Genomic DNA, 20407 nt, shown 5'->3' with positions numbered 1-20407 from the left:
AAATCCCCCCTTTGTTTTACTGTGCTTTAATTGTATAAATCTCCATTTCCCCTCTCAAGGTGTATGCATTGCATGTTATGATACGTGGATGACTGATTTTGGAAAGCTATGGTATGATTGTTGCATCGTCCAAGCGTATGTCCACTTTTACTGGAGGAGGGATTGTCTATTTTGCACGACGATGTTCAATTCCGTACCCTCAATGGAAATTGGGTTCGCATTCAAGTATGGAGCGCCTGTACGTTTCGCATCCGGTTCAGCGCCTTCGGCGAGTTTCCGGAGCCTCCGCTTAACCGTTATGGCATCCTTCACCCTCCCAACCATCCGGCCACGTACACGGTTACCGACGATCATCCTCTCTTCACCGTGCAGACGGACCAAGCCGCACTTCAGATTGACAAACGGAACGGAGCCATCGCATGGATGCACGCCGACGGACGAATGCTCCTGGAGCAGGACGGGCCGCCGCAATTCGATTCCGGGAAGGGATACGGGCTGCAATTTCGGCTGAACGATCATGAGAAACTATACGGGCTTGGGGATGAAACCCGAAGCCGGCTTCAGAAAAGAGGCCATCTGGCCGACATCCATGTCGAGGCGCAGCGCGCTTACTTGCCGATTCCGTTCCTGATAAGCAGCATGGGGTGGGGAATGCTCGTCAATACGACATGGCGGCATACCGCCGATATCGGGCATTCGGTCCGCGATCGGCTGCAGATCCGGTGTGACGGCGGAGAACCGGATGTGTATATGATGGCCGGCGATTCCTATCCCCAGCTGTTGAATCTTTTTACCGACATTACGGGTAAACCGGCCTTGCTTCCTTTGTGGGCGTATGGCTTGACCTTTTCCTGCAATGTGCAGGCGAATGCCCGCGACGTGGTCGAGGATGCGCTGAACTTCCGCCGGGAAGACATCCCGTGCGATATGCTGGGTCTCGAGCCCGGATGGATGGAAACGTACTATGACCATACCACGGAGAAAAAGTGGCATCCCGAGCGGTTCTCCATTCCTCTCTGGGATTCCAAAGGTCCCCGGACCTTTATGGGGGCGCTTGACCGGCTGGGCTTCAAGCTCAGTTTATGGCTGTGCTGCAACTACGATCTGACCCGGCATGAGGAGCGGCAACTCGCCGGTGAAGCTGACGAAGAACATGGCCCCGAAGAAGACTGGTACACGCATTTGAGCAAATTCGTCGATCAGGGTGTATCCGCTTTCAAGCTGGACGGCGGACATAAACCGATGGCTGAGCCTGAGCGCATATGGGCGAACGGAATGAGCCCCGCTGAAATCCACAATTTGTATCCGTTACTCCTCGCCAAACAGATGCATAACGGCTACACTCTTCAGACGGGACGCAGGGCGATGATTTATGCCATGACCGGGTATACGGGAATCCAGCAATATGCAGCAACGTGGGCGGGCACTTCCGGCGGAAGCGCCGAGTCGCTTGTGTCGCTGCTGAACCACAGCATGTCCGGACACATCCATACGACCTGCGACATGGATATCCATTCCCCTGCGGGGATTCACTTCGGATTTTTGCAGCCATGGTCTCACTTGAACAATTTCGCCTATTGGCAGCATCCGTGTCTGTTAACTCCGGAGCTGCTGCACCTGTTCCGGCGATACGCCAAACTGCGGTACAGCCTGATTCCTTACCTGTATTCCGCCGCACACTCGGCCGTCCGCACCGGGATGCCGATTCTTCGGGCCATGCCGCTCTGTTACCCGGACGACGCGAGATCCGACGACTTGTTCCATCAGTACATGCTGGGCGATTATTTGCTGGTCGCGGTCCAGGCCGATCGCGTCTACTTGCCGGAAGGAACTTGGATCGATTACTGGACCGAGGAGACTTATACCGGGCCTAGGGAGTTTCAATATTCCATACCGGAGGGTGCAGGAGGGGCTTTATTCGTAAAGGCGGGGGCGATTATCCCGGTCTGGCCGAAAGTGGACTGTATCGGGACCAGGCTGCCGGAACGAATTGGCGTGCACCTGTATCCCGGCTCGTCGGAAGCAACTACCCTGTATGAAGATGACGGAACGACATACCGTTATCAGGAAGGGCAAATCAGCGAGACGAAGATAAGCGTACAGGCAGGTGCAGGGAATGTTATCGTGCAGATCGACCCGAGATCGGGCCATTTCGAGGGAATGCCGCGGGAACGCAGCTACGATATGTATATACATCTCGATACGAAACCGTACAAGCTCTCCGTTAACGGCGCACCATTAAAAGAGTGGAACCTGAAGCCGGACGGGCCACTCCCCAGGGGAGGCTGGTATTACGACCCGGCGCTGCGCCAGACTCATCTGTTCGTGGAAGAAGATCAAACGCTATCCTCCTCTCTCCAGGTCCACGTACGGTTTGACGAGACGGAACGAAGAAAAGCTGCCGCAGACACGGCCGCCGCGCTCCAAGGGCCGGATCGGCATGACAACAAGCCCGAGCTTGCGTACGACAACCCGGCAAGCAAGCCTGACTCCGGGCCGAAGCCGGTCTGGAGCTTCTGGCAGCACGATGTGGAGATTAGCCTCATGTCCGGCAATCTCGCTCCCTTGTACGATTCATTGGACATCATCTCGGAAGAGCACCGGAGCTTTGCCTGGAGTGCCGATGAGATCAGGGAATTTTTGCTTTACCTCAGCGGAACGTTCATTCGGATCGCTGAGCGTCAGGGCTGGAAGCTGAAAGACATTGCCGGAGACGACTATAACGAGGTTATTCAATTGTCCTCCCTGCCTTTAAGCGAGGGCACTCGGTGTCTGCTTCGCCGGGTCATGCAACGGTTCGCCGACCAGTTTCGCTTCGTTCCGGCGCCGTCGATGAGTCCTCTGATCAAGCAAGTGATAGCGCTCCTCGAGCAATCGGCGGATAAGGAACTGTCGCTGCAGAACATTGCGGAGCAATTGCATGTGAATTCGTCTCACCTTAGCCGCGCTTTCAGGAAAGAGCTGGGAAAACCTTTTTCAACCTATGTATTGGAAAAGAAGATGCAAAGGGCCAAGCAGCTGCTTCTCGAAGGCGTCCGGATCATCGAAGTTTCGATGACTCTCGGCTACAGAGATCCCAGCCACTTTAATCGCGTATTCCGCACGTATTGGGGAATGACGCCGGGGGAATTGGTTCATCCGCCCAAAAAGAATAAAACCCCGAAAACGAAAACGATTCAGTAGTCCGCTCCGGATGCCCAGGTTGCCAGGGTGAAGATCGCCGTGGAGCCAATCGGGCGGGCCTTGCCAGACGGGAGCCAGGAGCGCTTCTTCCCAAGCGGCTGCTGCCTTATCGCCGTCCAGCTTGTCGTCGCTCCGATTGGCGATAGCCTCCCGTACGGTCTTGTCGCGTACGGCCAGCGGCACGCCCCTGTGCGAGTTATGCGGTCCCGAAGCCGGTCCGCCGGCGGCATCGATGCTCTGGATAGATGCGATGAATTGTGCCAGAGCTATCGACGCTTGCCGGGGATCGGCGATCTTGGCGATTGCCTTAAGCTTCAATCGTTCCGAACGCTTTCCATGTACCCGGCGAACCCGCCGTCGTACACACCCAGCCGATGCAGCCTCCGGGCAAAGGCAGCGTGTTGTATACCAGGTCGCCCCGTGCGTATGATCCCGCTGCAGGTGCTGCCGTACCGTACTTCGCGGCCCCGTTCCAGCTGTTCCCGGCCTCATGAAGTGTGGACACGCCGGCTCCCGTGTATGTAATAGCTCCGCTTGCAACCGTACCGCTCACGACATTATTCTGGATACTGGCCGTATCTACGGCTGACGTTCCGCCTATGCGGAACGCCCGCTGCGTCCCGTTCACGGAGATTACGTTTTTCACCATATTTCCGCTCAGAAGCAGCTCCCCGACATGTTCCACTGCGATTCCTTGACTCGACGGCGAGTCCAGCATATTGCCTTCGATGGACAAGCTCAAGCTTTTCTGCACCCCGATATAGCCGATTCCCGTACTCCCCGCAGAGCGGATCAAGTTGCCGGCAATCCTCCCGTTTCCTTCGCACAACGCATACGTAATGCCGCTTGCACCGGAGCCGGAGATTGTATTGTTTATGATCGAGAAATGCTTCAGGTATCCCACATAAATTCCGATATCGTTGACCGTATCAATCATATTGCCCGATATGTCCACCAGTTCTGGCTTGTTGTCCGCCGTCCCGGTTATCTCGATGCCTCTGAAGCCGCTGCCTTTGATAATATTGTCCGTTATTACGTAACGTCCTGCGACCGGCCCGACAGTAGCGGGGACCAGGCTGATCCCGGACCCGCTCGCAGGAATGTGCTGAGTAACACCCTGAATGATGTTGCCGGAAATGATCATATTGTCAGCGTTCACCTTGCCCCGGATCGGAGCAACATGACTGTTCTCCAGCCGGTTGCCGGTGACGACGACATTGCGGGACCAAATATACATGTCGATCACGCCGATGCCGCTCCCGTTCGTAAACCGTCCATACCCGCTGATGTAATTGTCCGTAATGGAAAGCTTCGAATATTCCGGAGACGATACGTTCGTTCCGGCAACCGAAATGGCCGGAATTCCTTCGCCCGCTTCCGCCGGAGTATGCTCGAAATGACATCCGTCGATCGTCGCGGTGGCCGCATCCGCTATATAAATCGTGAACGTGTTATAAGCCGGGCTCGACCTGCTCTCCGAACCGTTCGTGAACCGGCAGCGCAGGACGCGAAGCATCTCCCGGTTCGTTTCGGTTCTGTCGCCCAGAAAGCGAATGGCTCCTTCGCACGTATTCGTCATGTGGACGCGTTCGACATGCAGGATCGCCGGACGCGATACGCCGCTGCCAACAGCCGTGCAGTTAAGCGCAAATTTGCCTTGACCGTACGTTTGATTCCCGTTGTTCTGATCGATCGTCATATCGAAGATGGAGACTTGCGTTCCGTTCCCGCTAATCTGGATCATATTCCGGTTAGATAGAGCCTTTTGCCTGATGATGGACTCCGGTCCTTCTCCGCTATATTCGATCGAAGCTGAGATCGTAATCGAGGAAACGATATACTCGCCTTTCGGAAAAAACAGCCGTTTGCCGCTAAGCGCATCGGTCGCCGCCTGTATACGGGCTCCGTCGTCCGTAACGCCGTTGCCCGTAGCGCCGAATTGCTTGACGGAAATCAGGCCGGTGTGGGACAATTTCCACCTGCCTCCGTCTGTGGCTACGATGACGGTGCCTCCGTTGTCCGGACTTGCCGAATCGGCGCCATCGAACGAATAGCCGCCTCCGCCGCCGTCCCCTGGTGCATAATATCCCGCTGCATACGCGTTCGTCGCTAACGTATGATCGACCTCGCGTAAAGCTTGAATGGAATCAACTATGATCAGCCCGTTCGTATGAGGGCCGCTTCCCCCGCCGTATACCGCCTGAACCACCCCGGCTCCGCCTCCCGCACCTTGGAGAACATGGTACAATACCGCTCCACTTCCTGCCGTCCCGATTGCCGCAAGCAACTTTCTGCGATTCATTTGCTTTTCATCATTCATCGCTTTGCCCTCCAGCTTTTATTTGAAAAGGGAGATTGTATTACCGGACATACAAGTGGAACCGACAGGATTCACCAAGATGTTATTATTGATTTATAATTTATTAATTAATACTGGTTTACATTTATTCCCTTTTCAATATAAATACTAGAGTGATTCGAGTAATAAGTCAATGATTGATTTAGTTACCGGAGAAACTATTTAATGAAATGCTACAACAGTCAATTTGTGGTTTATATTTATATTATAATTAATGTAAACCAACGCAATCAACTCGAACTGCCGACTCTTACAGCAGGATCGATCTTTTCCTTACAAAAGCAAAAAACAGCAAGCCCCGAACAATCGGAAACCTGCTGTTGTAATTGATCTATTCTATTCGTTACCCTTACTTTGCTTGAATATACCCTTCGGCTTTAAGCAGCTCGGCGATCAGAACAGCGCCGCCCGCCGCTCCGCGCAACGTATTGTGAGACAGTCCGACGAATTTGAAGTCGTACAGCGAATCCTCGCGCAACCGGCCTGCCGACACGCCCATTCCGTTCTCGATATCGCGGTCCAGTTGGGTTTGTGGGCGGTTCTCTTCTTCAAAATACGTGATGAACTGCTTCGGCGCGCTTGGCAGCCCCAGCTCCTGCGGACGGCCTTTGTAGTTCGACCAGCGCGCGAGAATTTCTTCTTTCGAAGGTGTTGTCTCAAACGATACGAATACGGTAGCCAGATGTCCGTCCGTTACCGGAACACGGATGCACTGGGTTGTAATGAGCGGCGCGCTCGCCTTAACAATCTCGTCGTTGACGATGCTGCCCCAGATGCGCAGCGGCTCCTGCTCGCTTTTTTCTTCCTCCCCGCCGATGTACGGGATGACATTATCGAGCATTTCCGGCCAATCGGTAAAGTTTTTGCCGGCGCCGGAGATCGCCTGATACGTCGAAGCCACGACTTGGGTCGGTTTGAAATCAGCCAAAGCATGGAGCATAGGCACATAGCTCTGGATGGAGCAGTTCGGCTTGACTGCGATGAAACCGGTCGAAGTGCCGAGACGTTTTCTTTGGGCGGCAATGACGTCCAGATGCTCGGGATTCACTTCAGGAATAACCATTGGGACGTCAGGAGTCCAGCGATGAGCCGAGTTGTTGGATACAACCGGCGTGCCTGTTTTCGCATAAGCCTCTTCCAGCGCTTGAATTTCATTCTTTTTCATTTCCACAGCGCAAAAAATAAAATCTACACCGGACGCAACTTCCTCCACCTTGGAAGCATCCTGAACGACAATCGATTTGACGTCTTCCGGAATCGGGGTAGACAGCTTCCATCTGCTCTTCACGGACTCTTCATATGTTTTCCCTGCGGACCCGGCGCTTGCCGCAATTGCCGTAACTTGAAACCAAGGGTGCTGATCCAACAGTTGAACAAACCGCTGGCCCACCATTCCCGTTCCTCCGACGATACCTACTCTTAGCTTTTGAGACATAAGCGATCCATTCCTTTCTGATATACATGTCTTGTTATTTATTCATTGGAATTTTCGACAGATCCATCATTCAACCCGGAGAGAGGTTCCCTGCACGGCCGCCCGTTCCCGGAACGAAACGTGGCATGCATCGATCCTCTCCTAATTTACTATTCAAACCATCCGTTTCGGTGCGCAGGTTCCCTGCGGCGATTCCAAGTTACAACAAAAGCTTTGATAGCGCCGCAAATATTTTATAACAATAAAAAATCCCACCCCCAAGACTTGGTCTTAGGGACGAGATCCTATACTCGTGGTACCACCCTGATTCGCTGGTATGTCGCCATACCGGCCTCTTTAAGTACGGCATTACGACGTAATGCTTATACTCTAGCTCTATAACAGGAGCTCCTGGCACGCCATCCCTCACGTGAGTTCCGACCTGCTGCTCAGAGTCTTTTTTCAATAAAAAATCCTTTACCCCTTCTCAGCCGGCCGGGGTTCTCTGTGAAAGAATTCATTTATTTACTCGTCTCTTCATCGCATTTCATATTGCGATAATAGTATCAAAAAACTGCCGTTTGGTAAACCATTTTTTAAATTCAAAGGCGGAAGTAGCGATTAATTGCCGATTTGCTCCGCTTTCCCGCCTTTTTCTAAAAGGACTGGGATTAATTGTTATCCCGCTTATACTTGCGCGCCAGTCCCGTCGATCGGATATGTCCGGAGAAGTTCATGCAGCGATTGCCGTACGTCGCCCTGAAATAACCCTCCATGATAGCAGACAAGGTGCTCGATGTCATATTCAAGCAAGCGACGGACCGAACGGACCGCTTCTTCCAGATCCAGCGTATACTGGGGATTGGCGATGGCCAGCTTCGCGTCCTCGATCACGACCGCGTCGGCTGCGATCAACGTTTTGATAGCCGGCAAGTACAACGAGATATGCCCCGGCATATGACCCGGCGTATGAACGATCTCGATCCCGCCGCACCAAGGCAGCGTGTCGCCGCCGGATACCGTCTGATCTACCTCCGCCGTCTCGATTGAGTGCAGAAAGCGGATAAACTGTTCCGCATACGGCTTCGCTTCGGGAGGCATCTCCTCCAGCGATGACTCCGCTTGCTCCAGCCTCAGTGATTTTCTGGCGCCTTCCAGATACGGCTTTTCCAGCTCATGCGTTATCATTTGAATGTGCGGATATTTACGCTTCAGCTCCGCCATCGATCCGATATGATCCATATCGTGATGGGTCGCAATGAAATGAGTGATCGCATCGAGAGTGACTCCATAGCGGCCAAGCGCTTTCTCAAGATGCGGAATAAATCCGGGATAACCGCAATCCACAAGAATCCGTTCGTGTTCATCCTGCAGTAGAACCGGCGTAATCACCTGATGTTGCCCGTTATAATCGAATTTGATCTCAAGCAGCCGATAAGTGGTGTTCATCATTATTCTCCCCGTAAGCAAAGAGCGGTTGTTTATACAATCGCCAATGGTAACTGGTTATACGCTTGCTTATTTTTTAGTGATGTGTTCCTAGTATAACAGCCCTTCACCCTCATACGCTTGCTGCAATTTCATTATATTTATTTTGTTCTTCGTTTGGAGTAAAGCATGCATGACTCTTTCCGATTTTTCCGGGTCGGGACCGGAGATCATCTCGGTGAGCCGGGCCGGAACAACTTGCCACGATACGCCGTATTTATCTTTGAGCCATCCGCATACTTGCGCCTTCTCATCTCCGCCTTCGGACAGTCTATCCCAATAATAATCCAGCTCGTCCTGATCCTCGCAGTTCACGATAAAGGAAATCGCCTCTGTGAATTTAAATTGGGGACCGCCGTTTAAGGCAACGAACTCTTGTCCATCCAAGCGGAACTCGACGGTCATGACTGTACCTTCCTCGCCTCCGCGGCCGCCTTTTCCATATCGGGTCATTCGTCCGATGGAGGAGTTGCTGAATATGGACGTGTAAAACGTAGCCGCTTCTTCCGCTTGCGTATCAAACCACAAATTGGATGTGATTTTTTGAATTTTCCTTTCCATAACACTCACTCCCTAGTAAACATAATAGTTAGTGTAACCGATGGCGCATCATTTAATGGTCTTCCTACGCAAAAAGGTCTGGCGCATCGCAATATCAGACCGGTGTGATTCTCGTTTATTTGCTGCCAACCTGCGCCCATAACGTTTCGTCGAACGACAATACTTCCTGCAAAAAACGGCCGGTGTGCGATCCCGGTACTCTGGCGACTTCTTCCGGCCTACCGCAAGCGACGACCGTGCCTCCTCCTTTGCCGCCCTCCGGCCCCATATCGATAATATAATCGGCGACCTTGATCATATCCAGATGGTGCTCGATAACGATCACCGTATGGCCCGCTTCCACGAGCTGGTCGATACAGCGGATCAGCTTCTGAACCTGCAGATGCAGCCCGGTCGTCGGCTCGTCCAGGATGTATAAATTATGGGCGCCCCGCTTGACAAACTGCCGAACAATACCGCGGCAATCACCTGCTCGTCCTGCTTCAGCTTCTCGACAAACGACTCCAAGGCGTTATGAAACAAAGTGTTCCACTCGGTTAAGCTGTCGTATCGATTCAACGATCCGGCCCTCCCGTTTCCATATAGAGATACCCAAATAATACCACTATCGCCATCGTCAGTAAAGAACAAATGTTCTCATTTCATCACTTTCTGCTCTCTCCAGCGGCTTGCTTCGATGCAACCGTTTTTTGATACACCCAAATCGCCGCAAACACCCAGCAGCCGCTTGCCAAATAACCGCCCACGATATCGCTCGGATAATGAACGCCCACGTAAATCCGGCTGACGCCGATCATCAGGACGAAGAAACCGCTGACGACCAGAAGCAGGATACGCCCGCTCACAGAACGGATATGCTTCCACAGCAGAAACGCGAGAATGCCGTACAAGCTGAAGGCGCCCATCGAATGTCCGCTCGGAAAGCTGTAGCCGACCGCCTCCACGATCCGGTTTACCGTCGGTCTGGCGCGCTCGAAGATCGCCTTCAGCGTCTCATTCAGTATCCAGGAACCTGCGCCTACGGAAGCAAGCAAGATCAGCTCTTTGCGGTGCCCCAGTACAGCGTATAGAAATACCATGGCTGCAAGCGAGATGATCCCGGCGCATAAACCGGACCCCATCCAGGTGAAAAAGACGAATACATTCGTCCAGACATCCGATTCCAGCCCCCGGACGAAGGAGATAACCGCGTTGTCGAAACCTTCGATTCTCTGATCGCCGATCAGCAGCGCAATAGCGCCAAACCCTACGGCGCAAAGCAAACTCACGATAATTCCGCTAGTTATTCGTATTCCCGTCAATGATTCCGTTCTCCTCTCTCTTTTACAAGCGCACTCTAACTCAAAGTTCGCGTAAATCGGCAAATGATAACGCTTACTGCTCCTTGTCAACCCTAATTTTGTGCAAAATTCTCATCAAATTCTCATAATAGCACGGAAACCCATGCCGGAAAAGGCTTTCACAAACCTTTTCCAATTTCCGGTGCTTTTCGATATGGTATGGTAGTAGCAGGTGATCACCCAATCCGATATTTTGCGAGGAGGAAGTTATGATTAAGACTAGAAACACACGTATCGGACGAGCTGCACTTGCTGTCACACTGAGCTTTTCCGTATTATTTTCCGGAGGCATGTTCCTGAATTCCAACTCTGCCCAAGCGGCTTCGACATCCGCTTCCGTATCGGCAACGTCCAAAGCTACGAAAATAATTAATACAGGCAAAAAATATATGGGAGTCCGATATAAATTCGGCGCAAAGACAGGCAACACCAGTTCGTTTGACTGCTCGTCCTTTACCCAATATATTTTCCGTCAGCATGGCGTTAACATTCCGCGTTCGTCCAAACAGCAATCAAAGGTCGGCAAATTCGTGCCGAAAAGCCAGCTGAAGCCTGGGGATCTCGTCTTTTTCTATTCCCCGATTCATCATGTCGGCATCTACATCGGCAACGGTAAAGTGATGCATACGTACGGCAAGCCGGGAGTTACGATCTCCAGCATCAATTCCGGATGGTGGAAAGACCACTACACAACTGCCCGCCGCGTCCTGTAACACAGTCGTATTACGATGGCCCTATCCGCCAATTTCAAAAAACTATAACTTAAAACGGAGCCATGATCCGCAGGGTCGTCGGTTCCGTTTTGCTTATTCAGGGAATGCTGCACAAGGAAGGATTATACCAATCGTTTGGAAAATGATACATATGATCATTCCCAATAAGCAAAGAACGCTCGGCTACTCTCCGGGCGCTCCTTGCTTCATTTTATCCGTCAGCTCCGCAACCGCGGCTTTGAGCATCTCCTTTGCTTTCAGCTCATCCTCGTAACCGATGCTGTAATTCGTAATATAAAAGTCCAAATAATCTTTGCGATCCGTCTGCTTGTACGATCTGTAATGGTCCGCCGACAGCTTGTAGGAGCCCATCGCCGTCCTGATTTTCTCTGCAACCTGGACCAGCGTCAAGACCGGATACCCTTTCTCCCTTGCCTTGTTCATCTCCGGGGCGCCGTTCATCACCATCAGATCGGTAAAAGCGGTATCCGCCTTGCCGAACAAGTTGACATCCAGCTGCTGAAAATAAAAATTGTCGCCACGAATTTCGTAAAATTCTTTGGCGATCCGAATTTTCTCCCGGGCAACCGGAAGATTGTCGTAATATTCTTGGATCTTCTCGGAAAACTTAATCATATATTGATGGAGCGCCTCCGTCTCCTTATCGACCGGCTTGGGGACAACCGGATTGCCCGATCCGTTTCCGGTATTAGCCGCTATCGTTAGCGTAGCGGTGGAAGTGGCGGAATCCCAGCCGATCTTCGCGCCAAGCGACTCCCCGATTGCCCGAAGAGGCACCAGCGTCGTTCCTTCCAGATTGATGCCGGGCGCTTCGCCCTGCACCGTTTTTCCGTTCACGACTACGTTTACGACCGGAAATCCTTTGTACTCCCCGCTCCCGGCTCCCCACGCGACTCCGGATGCAGCTATCAGCATGCTTGCCGCTATCATCGCTATTTTCCGTTTCATCGTTTGTCCTCCTCCATTCCCTTCCTAGTTATTGTAGTCAAGATATTCCGGACGGGCAACCGTCCAAAAGGAAAAAAACGGTATAACCCCGCAGGGCCATACCGTTTCCGACCGTTTATTTCAAATCGCCGAGAAATCTTTTGACGACACCGTTCGGCGTTTCGATCAGTTCATACACTTTTACATAGTTCGTATGGCTGAAGCTGTTCAGCTTCAGGTTCGAGAAGTTCAAGGTATTCTCCTGATTCACCATCCGGGTTGTCCCCTGGAACGGCAGCGTCTGCGAGCCGATGACGAAACCTAACGGATCGACGACGTCGAACTGCAGCTTGGATATGGCCGCGTCCGCGATAATCGTATCCTTGCGGGTGAGCGCTGCGTTCATCTTGAGCGTATAGGTGAACGTGGAGCTGAGCAGCCCGTTCAGCAGCAGATCCGACTCCTTGATATCGATCGCATACGGATATACCTTCCAGGACGCGTCCGTCGTATCCTCTTGCCCGTATCCGAGCGACACGGCCGCCAGCGGAATCGTCTCCTTGGCTTTGTACATGCGCAGCGTAACCGGCTTGTCTTCGGAAGCTTCGGGAACCGAGAAGGAATACGTCACCAGATAGCTGTTGCCCGAGGCCAGCTGGGAGATCACGTTCGTCTGCCGCGTGCCGGAGTAGACCCGCCCGGATTCGTCGGTCAGGTCCAGTGTCAGATCCGGAAGCGCAAGCGTAGTCGTATCCCGGTTCGTCACTTTCAGCTTGGCAACTGCTGTCGTGAACCCGTAATTTTCGTTCTCGTACGTATTCAGCTCCATCACGGCTACGTCGATTTTCTCGTCAAGCGCCAGGACGACATTGTCCCCGAGATTGTACGGCGCTCCGCTTCCTTGCTGGTGAATTTGCGCTTTTTGCAAGCCGGCCAGCAAAATCGGCACCGTCTTGGAACCGGCAGCTGTATTCGTATTGTTCGTACCGCCGGTCGCATTGGAGCCTCCGGTGTTTGCAGCACCTGTATTGCCCGCAGTTCCGCTGCCGGTTGAGGAGCTGCCTGCGGCAGAGCCGTTTCTCGTTTCGAACAAGGCCAGTTGAAGATCGTCAACGTCTATCCCTTTCGGCAGCAAGGCGCTGAAGGAAAACAGCTCCGTCTCTCCTTGGGACAAATAGGCGGGATGAACCGCCGTATCCGCCGCCGCTACCGAAACGCCGCCGCTGCCGGCTTGGAACATAGCTGTCAGTTTCGGGATCGCGACCACTTGATTGCGGACGTTGGCAACTCTTACTTTGCCCGTCACCCATTTGCCGTCGTCATTTTGCGAGACGACCGCCGATTCGACCTGTACGGAAACCGAATCCAAACCGGCCGAGTCGGATACGGCGCGCGAGTCGCCGATGGAAGAGATATTCGCCGTCCGGCCCGCTGCCAGACTGTCCAGCACGACCGATTCGCTGCCGCTCGCATAATAAAACTGCAGATCCCACATCCCGTCCCGAGCTTCGCCGGGAACCGAAGCGCGGACCGTCAGCCGCTGCGGCTTGCCGGGCAGCAGCGGCTTGTCCGCCCCGTCCAGAACGGTAACCGCCACCGTCTGCCCGTCCGGATCTTCCAGTCTCATCTTCAGACCGGCGGGAAGCGCGAAACCCGACGAAGAGATGTTCTCCGCCACCAGATCCGCATACAAGTTCCATGTGTCGTCTTCATAGACGAAATATTCGTTGCCCAGACGGAACGATACCTTCGAATCGCTCGCATACGAGCTGTCGGCTTGAGCCATCGGTACGACCGCGGCAGGCGCGTCTTGCACGTCCGTCTGCATAGCGGCGGAAACCGACAACGAGCCCAGATCGTTCATCGCGACGGCGGAGCCGTAGCTCCAGCTGAACAGCGTCACTTTCAGCTCATCCGCCGGCAACCCTTTCGGCAGCCGCGCTTCGTAGGCGAATTCATTCGCTTTGCCCGGCTGCACCCGCGCGTTGTTTTTGCCCGTCAACTGGGCGGAATAGCTGTATCCCGATGCGTCGGTTACGCGAACGCCGTACCAATTGTAATCGACGTTCCCCTCCGAGCCGTTATGAAGCTGCACGGCAAACCGTAGGATGGAATCGTCGGAAGCGGTGGAATACCGGACTTTCTCCAGCGTAAAGTATACGCTGCTGCTCGCGTACACTCCCTCCTTTCCCGCAGAAGCGGTAACGGGAGAGAACGCCAGGCATAATACCGAAGCGGCGAGCAGCAGCTTTTGCGCCTTCGAAGCGATGACGCCTTTTTTGTGTCGTCTCATAGGGGACTACCTCCATGTCTTTAGTCGAATCGAAGCGCGTCGATGGGCTTCAGGCGCGACGCTTTGTTCGCCGGGTACAGGCCGAATATGATTCCGACGAATACAGAGAACAAAAACGCATAAATCCCGATTTCCAGCGAAAGCTCAGTCGGTTGTCCCGGATTGAACAACGGCCAGCTGAGCGACGCCCCGATGCCGAGCAGCAAGCCGAGCAAGCCTCCCAGTCCGCTGATGACCGCGGCCTCCATCAGAAATTGCATGAGAATATGCCGTCTCTGGGCCCCGATCGATTTGCGGATGCCGATTTCTTTGGTGCGCTCGCTCACCGTTACGAGCATAATGTTCATAATCCCGATTCCGCCGACCAGAAGCGAGATCAGCGCGACGCTGATCAGCTGATTCGTCAGCGAGCTGGACGCTTCCTTCCTGGCGTTCATCAGTTCGTCCTGGTTGGAGATGCGGAAGCCGTTGCTGCTTTTGAACTTGTAAGTCAAAAACTGAGTAATCGTATTTTGTGCGGTCGCTAATTGGCCGATCTCCGGAGCTTCCAGGTAAGTCGTCCGGATTTGCCCGAGCTTGAAGGCGCGCCGGGCGGTCTCGATCGGGACGATGACCGAGCTGTCGGGAGAAGTTCCGCCGATGTTCGACCCTTTCTCCTTCAGCGTGCCGACTACCGTGAATACGAGTCCGTCAATATTGATATCGTAGCCGATCGGGTCGACGTTGCCGAACAAGGTTTTGGCCGCTTCGCTGCCGATGACCGCAACCTGGTTGCGGAACTCGACATCGGCGGGCACAAGCTCGCGTCCGGCCGCAAGCTCCGTCTTCATTAACGTGAAGTAACGGTCGTTCGTCCCGATGACGTTAAACGACTCCGAGGTCCGCTCATACTTTACATTGGAGCCCGCCTTCGTAACCGTAGGCGCGATCGACTCGATCTCCGGCAAAATCTCCAGCTCCATCAGATCCTCGTAATCGAGCTGGGTTGCGCGGCCGTTGCCGAGCAGGTTGACGACGAGCAGGTTCGTGCCCAGATTCTCGTATTGCTTCTCGATCTGGGCGGCGGTCCCCTGTCCGATCGATACGAGCGTGACGACCGAGCCGACGCCGATAATGACGCCCAGCATCGTGAGCAGCGTCCGCATCGGCTTGCCTAAGATCGTGCGCAGAGCCATGATGACCAGCTCAAAAAAGTTCATACGTACACCGCCTGTCTCGGCAGCGATTCGTTTCGTTTATCTTCCACGATTTCTCCGTCCCGCAGCGATACGACCCGCTTGGCATGCTCGGCGATGTGCAGGTCGTGCGTGATCAGCACGATCGTATTGCCCTGCTCGTTCAGCTGTATCATCAGTTCCAGCACTTCCGAGCCGGTCTTCGAGTCGAGCGCTCCCGTCGGCTCGTCGGCAAGCAGCAGCGACGGCGAGCCGGCAAGCGCTCTGGCGATCGCCACGCGCTGCTGCTGCCCCCCGGACAGCTGACTCGGCTTGTGGCCGATGCGCGCTCCCATGCCAAGCGACTCCAGCATTCGGACCGCCTTCTCTCTCCGTTCGCTTCTTCCCATCCCGCCGTAGATTAACGGCAGCTCTACATTTTCGATCGCCGTCAGCCGGGGCAGCAGGTTGAACTGCTGAAAAATAAAGCCGATCTTTTTGTTCCGCAGCACCGCCATTTGGCTGTCATTCAATTTCTCGGTAGAGGTCCCGTCGAGCTTGTAAGTACCGGATGTCGGAGTGTCCAGCAGGCCGATCGTATTCATCATCGTCGATTTACCCGAACCGCTGGGACCGACGATCGCTACGAAATCGCCTGTGTGGACGGTAAGCGAAACGTTTTTCAGCACATGCACCTGCTCGTCTCCGCGGCCATACGTTTTGCAAATATCCGTCAGTTCGATGATGTTCATGCTTATCGGCCTCCTCCTCCGCCTCCGCCGGCACCGCCGCCGCCCTGGAATCCGCCGCCGCCTTGCGGAATCTGGATCATCACGCCTCCGCCTCCAGCGCCGCCCCCGCCTTGCGGGAACGCTCCGCCCTGGAACTGCTGGCGCAAAGCGTCGATCTGCTGCTGAGTTCCGTTCTGCGTGCGCTGACGTGTCGGCACGACGACCTCGTCGCCTTCCTGCAGCCCTTCGGTCACTTCTACGCTGGTCTTGCTGCGGATGCCGATCTTGATCGGAACGTTCTCCTCAACCGTGCCGTCGGCTTTCTTGACCGATACGCTGGCGCCGCCGCGCTGCATCCGGAGCGCCTCGAGCGGCAGCGTGAGCACATCCTTTTTATCCTGTATCAAAATTTCAGCCGTACCCGTCATCCCGTACTTGAGCAGCTGGTCTTTATTCTCGACGCCGACTACGGCATCGTAATACGTCACGCCGTTCGTCGTCGTGCCGACTGTTGATACCGTAAGCACCTCGCCGGCAAACTTCCGTCCGGAGAAGGCGTCCACGCTGACCTCGACCTTCAGTCCCGGCTTGATGCTCGTCAAATCCAATTCGTCCACCTGAACCGGCAGCGTCATGACGTCCAGGCTCGCCACGCCCCCGAACAGATCGCCCGATTTCACGGCGGCTCCGACCGGGAATTTGGCCAGCACGTTCGCCCGCTGATTGGCGAAATCGGTAGAAAATACGCCGTCGAACGGAGCTTTTACAGTCAGATCGTCGACCCGCTTCTGCGCTTCCTGGAGCGTGAATTGCTGTCTCTCCAGGCTGGCTTGCTTGGAAGCGATCGAATCTTTCAAGGAATCGTTCACAATGACCGCGATCACGTCTCCCGCCTTGACGGTATCCCCCGTCTTGTAGCGCAGCTCCGACACCGTTCCCGCCGTCTCCGACAGGAAAGCGACCGTTTTTTGCGGCTCCAGCTTCGCCGTGCTTTTCGCTTTGATCTCTCTGCCGTTCAAAATAACGCTGCCGGATACGTCCATGCCGGCGTCGATCGTACCGTCGTTGTCCACCGTCACTTCCACATCCACCATCCGGTTGCCGGACGCATCGGCCTTCATTTCCTTGCCGACCGACTTCACCGTTCCGGTCTTCGTAAGTGAGAATCCGGTAATCGTCAAATCGACCGCATCTCCGGCTTGAAACTGGATCGCCTCTTCCATCGGGAAGGGCAGCTTCACCGTTAATATCGAGTTGCCCGAGACGGTCCCGATCTTCATCGATTTGCTTACCGTCGAACCGACATCAAAGTTGGCGCCCAGTGTCAGCTTGCCGTCGCTCGGCGCGACGATGCGCAAATTTTGCTGCTGGCGGATCAAATCGTCCAGTTCCTTTTGCAGATTGGCCAGGTTTGTTTGGCCGTCCTTCAAGGACGCTTCAATCGTCGGGTTCGAAACGGCAACCAGAATGTCCCCTTTTTTGACCGGCTGGCTCCTGGTTACATTAAGCAGCGAAATCGTACCGTCCGCCGGAGCGGTAATGTTCTGCAAATTTTGCGTCTGGAACTGCGACGTCCCGGATACGGACAGCCGGATATTTCCTTTTTGTACTTTTACGGTGGATATTTGGGTTTGGGCGGATACTTTCGGCCGTTCGGATGTGCTGACAAAAAAATACGTTCCCGCACCTCCGCAAACGACGACAACCGCCAAAACGACCGCCCATTTCGCACCGCGTTTCATGGCCATGACCATCTTCCTTCCCGTCTACTCTATGGACTTGAAATGTATAGGTTGGCTGTTCAGCCGGCACTTCCGTATGTAATAGCTGTAATTCCTCCTCCTGCCTTTTTCTGGATACGCTTACATCGCTGTAAGGACAACTGGTTCAGCCTGAAGGAATTATAGGCGCCGAATATGAACCATTTATGAACAAAACCTTAAATCCAGGTAAAATTGCAGGCCGTTCCGGCAATGGGAACGGCCTGACGGTTAATCCCGCTATTACGCGAGCTGCTCCAGCAGGCTGGACGAATACTCGGCTTTCAATCGCGCGCTCTCCTCCGTCGTAATTCGACCGTCGTCGGCCAGTCCGTTAATCTCCTGATTAGCCGAGCGCAGCAGATTGTAAATCAGACTGTCCTTATCCGATTGTGCGGCAGCCGAAAGCGGATATCCCCGCGACAGCGACTCAAGCAGCCCGGCTTCGTCCGCTCCGACCGCCTCCGCCGTCTGCTCCAGCACCCGGTTCGCCAGCTCGCTGCTGTACAGCGAGGCATCCACTTTTCCTGCATATCCCGCCGTTTGAATAGCAGCGCGGATTAGCGAATAGGCTTCCTCGCGGGTCGCTCCCTCCGCGCGGTCCAGCCTGCCGCTTTGCACCGCACCGGCGATGTAATGCTCGGCTCCCGCTTGCAGCGCTCCAAGCAGCTCGGCTTCGGTTAGTCCGGTTGCCTGTACGAGCGTCTGACCGGCGGCCAGCGCTTCCTTCAGTTCCCCGTAAGAGAGGCCGGCGTACGATGCGCTGTTCTTCACGATATTCCGCGTGCTTCCTAGAGCGATCGCTGCATCGGCCTGCAGCGTCCCGTCCGGCGTTTCACCGCGAATTAACCGGTTTAACGCTTCGTCCGCCTTCGCCTTCCACTGGTCCGCAGCCTGCCGGGACAGACTGCCGTCAAGCCAAGCGGCATCGATCGCCTGACGGATCGAGACCCCCAGCTGGTCCGACAGCTCGGAATCCGAAAGTCCGGTAGCTTCCGCGAGCGTGCTCCCTTGCTCCAGCGCCTCCAGGACGTCGGAGTAATCCTTGCTCGACAGGACAGCGGCCAATCGCTCCGCCGAGTCGAGCTGACGGGCGAGAAGCCGCTCGCCGAACCGGTCCATCCATGCGGAACTTGTCCTGTCGTATGCCGGAGTCGATACGGCTTCCCGGATCGCCTTCGCCCCTTCCGCCTTCCGCGCCTCGGCATCTTCCGCTCGCAGCTTGCCGGACCGGACGGCTTGGTCCAGATCGGCGGACAGCTGCGACTCGAGCTGGGCGGACAACGAATCCGCGCTCAAGCCGGTTGCTTCCGCCAAGCTTTGGCCCGCTAGCAACGCCTGAAGCAAGCCGGCCGACGAGCCTTCGATAAAGATCGCGGCGTTCGGCACGATCCGGTTCACATGCAGCTGCACCAGATCTTGTCCGGCGTCCGTAACGGACAAGCGGGAATCTTGATCCCAGCTGCCGGATACCGCAGCGGATACGGCGGACGATAACGCCTGAACTGCTTGATCGCCTTCCGTTCCGGTCAAGTAACCGGCGGCGACTTCCGCCTCGACGGTTTGCCGGTAGGAGGCCATCAGCTGGTCATACAGGTCGCCCGGCGAAACCCCGGCCGCTTCGGCAAGCGATTTTCCCGAGTATACCGACTCCAGATAAGAGCTATAGTCGATATCCGAGTCGGCATACGCGGACGCCAGCGTGACGATTTGGGACAGCTGCTTCCGTACGAGCAGATCCGCGTAAGTGATCGGGCCTGCCGTTTGGCTGGACACGGCTACCTCCCGAATCGTACCCTCATTCGAAACCGAAACCGTCTCCGTCTTCACCGTATCCGCATAGGCCGGGTGCAGCGGTCCGGCGAAGCCGCCTGCTGCCGCGAATACGACGGCCCCCATCAGCACGGCAAAACGTTTCTTCATCGTAGTTCCTTTTTGGTTGTTCAATTCCATCTCCATCCTCTCGTCTCTATGTATCCCTTACTCCTACGCCTTGAAGAGGTTGTTCAAAAAGTCCACTTTTGATCACGAAGCAGATCCAGAAGCCTGCTCGACATCGAATATGGAATTCAGCCGGAACTTCCGGTGCTCACGTAGGTCCCACTACGCTCCGCTCCTCATTTCCTAGCTTCATCCCATCTTCTCGGTGCTGAAAACCGGACTTTTTGAACGCGCACTTGAAGTATAGGCCTTCTATATGACCTGTCCGTGAACGGAGGCTTAATGCAAGCTGAAAATAAACTAAATTGTTGCTTAAAGTGCGAGTGCGGCAACCCCAGGGTCGGTCGGCGATTCCGGACAAAGAAGACTTACACTTTCAAGCGATCTCGCCATGCCAAATCGAGTAGGCCCATGCACAATTGCATGGGCCTCTCACAGATCCGGACGTGCGGGTCATCGCATCCGGCTCCTCCAAGATTATCCCCTTTGGGGGTGATGTTCATTGTAAAGCTCAAGAAGACT

Annotated in this window: 15 protein-coding genes, 1 pseudogene and 1 other annotated feature; of the genes and pseudogenes, 2 read left to right on the top strand and 14 right to left on the bottom strand. The window is 54.6% G+C overall.

Annotated features, from left to right (window positions below):
* Window positions 1–162: 162 nt before the first annotated feature.
* Window positions 163–3183: a TIM-barrel domain-containing protein gene (locus tag AC3Y2E_RS25445; protein ID WP_379215423.1), complete on the top strand. Its 3021-nt coding sequence runs from the start codon at window positions 163–165 to the stop codon at window positions 3181–3183.
* A gap of 33 nt (window positions 3184–3216) precedes the next feature.
* On the opposite strand, the pseudogene AC3Y2E_RS25440 reads toward AC3Y2E_RS25445, so the two are convergent.
* The 8 genes and pseudogenes from AC3Y2E_RS25440 to AC3Y2E_RS25405 all read right to left on the bottom strand — a co-directional run.
* Window positions 3217–3501, bottom strand: a pseudogene (locus tag AC3Y2E_RS25440) (protein kinase family protein); the annotation flags it as partial.
* Window positions 3491–5503, bottom strand: coding sequence for a putative phage tail protein (locus AC3Y2E_RS25435; protein WP_379215421.1), 2013 nt, complete (start codon window positions 5501–5503; stop codon window positions 3491–3493). The pseudogene AC3Y2E_RS25440 and the gene AC3Y2E_RS25435, both read right to left, overlap by 11 nt.
* A gap of 388 nt (window positions 5504–5891) precedes the next feature.
* Window positions 5892–6977 carry an aspartate-semialdehyde dehydrogenase gene (asd, locus tag AC3Y2E_RS25430; protein WP_379215418.1) on the bottom strand — a complete coding sequence of 362 codons (1086 nt, stop codon included), beginning with the start codon at window positions 6975–6977 and terminating at the stop codon, window positions 5892–5894.
* 269 nt (window positions 6978–7246) lie between these two features.
* Window positions 7247–7506 (bottom strand) — a binding site (T-box leader).
* Between the two features lie 137 nt (window positions 7507–7643).
* Complete coding sequence (locus AC3Y2E_RS25425; protein WP_379215416.1) at window positions 7644–8405, bottom strand: MBL fold metallo-hydrolase; 762 nt, start codon at window positions 8403–8405, stop codon at window positions 7644–7646.
* A gap of 90 nt (window positions 8406–8495) precedes the next feature.
* Window positions 8496–9005: a VOC family protein gene (locus AC3Y2E_RS25420; RefSeq protein WP_379215414.1), complete on the bottom strand. Its 510-nt coding sequence runs from the start codon at window positions 9003–9005 to the stop codon at window positions 8496–8498.
* Between the two features lie 115 nt (window positions 9006–9120).
* A complete protein-coding gene (locus tag AC3Y2E_RS25415) occupies window positions 9121–9330 on the bottom strand; it encodes a hypothetical protein (protein ID WP_379215412.1) in 210 nt (69 codons plus the stop codon).
* A 38-nt stretch (window positions 9331–9368) separates the two neighbouring features.
* Window positions 9369–9563, bottom strand: coding sequence for a hypothetical protein (locus AC3Y2E_RS25410; protein WP_379215410.1), 195 nt, complete (start codon window positions 9561–9563; stop codon window positions 9369–9371).
* Window positions 9564–9649: 86 nt separating this feature from the next.
* On the bottom strand, window positions 9650–10306 hold the full coding sequence (locus AC3Y2E_RS25405; RefSeq protein WP_379215408.1) for a phosphatase PAP2 family protein: 657 nt from the start codon (window positions 10304–10306) through the stop codon (window positions 9650–9652).
* A 329-nt stretch (window positions 10307–10635) separates the two neighbouring features.
* Here AC3Y2E_RS25405 and AC3Y2E_RS25400 point away from each other — a divergent pair, with 329 nt between their 5' ends.
* Window positions 10636–11058, top strand: a complete 423-nt coding sequence (locus AC3Y2E_RS25400; RefSeq protein WP_190926780.1) for a C40 family peptidase — start codon at window positions 10636–10638, stop codon at window positions 11056–11058.
* Between the two features lie 183 nt (window positions 11059–11241).
* Here the strand turns inward: AC3Y2E_RS25400 and AC3Y2E_RS25395 are convergent, their stop codons facing one another.
* The 6 genes from AC3Y2E_RS25395 to AC3Y2E_RS25370 form a co-directional block, all read right to left on the bottom strand.
* Window positions 11242–12027, bottom strand: a complete 786-nt coding sequence (locus tag AC3Y2E_RS25395; protein ID WP_379215405.1) for a stalk domain-containing protein — start codon at window positions 12025–12027, stop codon at window positions 11242–11244.
* Between the two features lie 115 nt (window positions 12028–12142).
* Window positions 12143–14299: a hypothetical protein gene (locus tag AC3Y2E_RS25390; protein ID WP_379215403.1), complete on the bottom strand. Its 2157-nt coding sequence runs from the start codon at window positions 14297–14299 to the stop codon at window positions 12143–12145.
* A gap of 20 nt (window positions 14300–14319) precedes the next feature.
* Window positions 14320–15498, bottom strand: coding sequence for an ABC transporter permease (locus AC3Y2E_RS25385; RefSeq protein ID WP_379215401.1), 1179 nt, complete (start codon window positions 15496–15498; stop codon window positions 14320–14322).
* A complete protein-coding gene (locus tag AC3Y2E_RS25380; RefSeq protein WP_379215399.1) occupies window positions 15495–16205 on the bottom strand; it encodes an ABC transporter ATP-binding protein in 711 nt (236 codons plus the stop codon). Before AC3Y2E_RS25380 ends, AC3Y2E_RS25385 begins: the two co-directional genes overlap by 4 nt.
* 2 nt (window positions 16206–16207) lie before the next feature.
* Window positions 16208–17932 (bottom strand): efflux RND transporter periplasmic adaptor subunit, encoded by a 1725-nt coding sequence (locus AC3Y2E_RS25375; RefSeq protein ID WP_379215396.1) that lies wholly within the window; start codon window positions 17930–17932, stop codon window positions 16208–16210.
* A 255-nt stretch (window positions 17933–18187) separates the two neighbouring features.
* Entirely contained in the window at window positions 18188–19897 is a 1710-nt protein-coding gene (locus tag AC3Y2E_RS25370; RefSeq protein WP_379215393.1) for a hypothetical protein, read from the bottom strand.
* Window positions 19898–20407: the final 510 nt, after the last annotated feature.

Source organism: Paenibacillus sp. MAH-35, assembly GCF_058135425.1.
The sequence above is the reverse complement of the archived record's forward strand: the minus strand, read 5'-3'. Positions and strand labels throughout refer to the sequence as shown.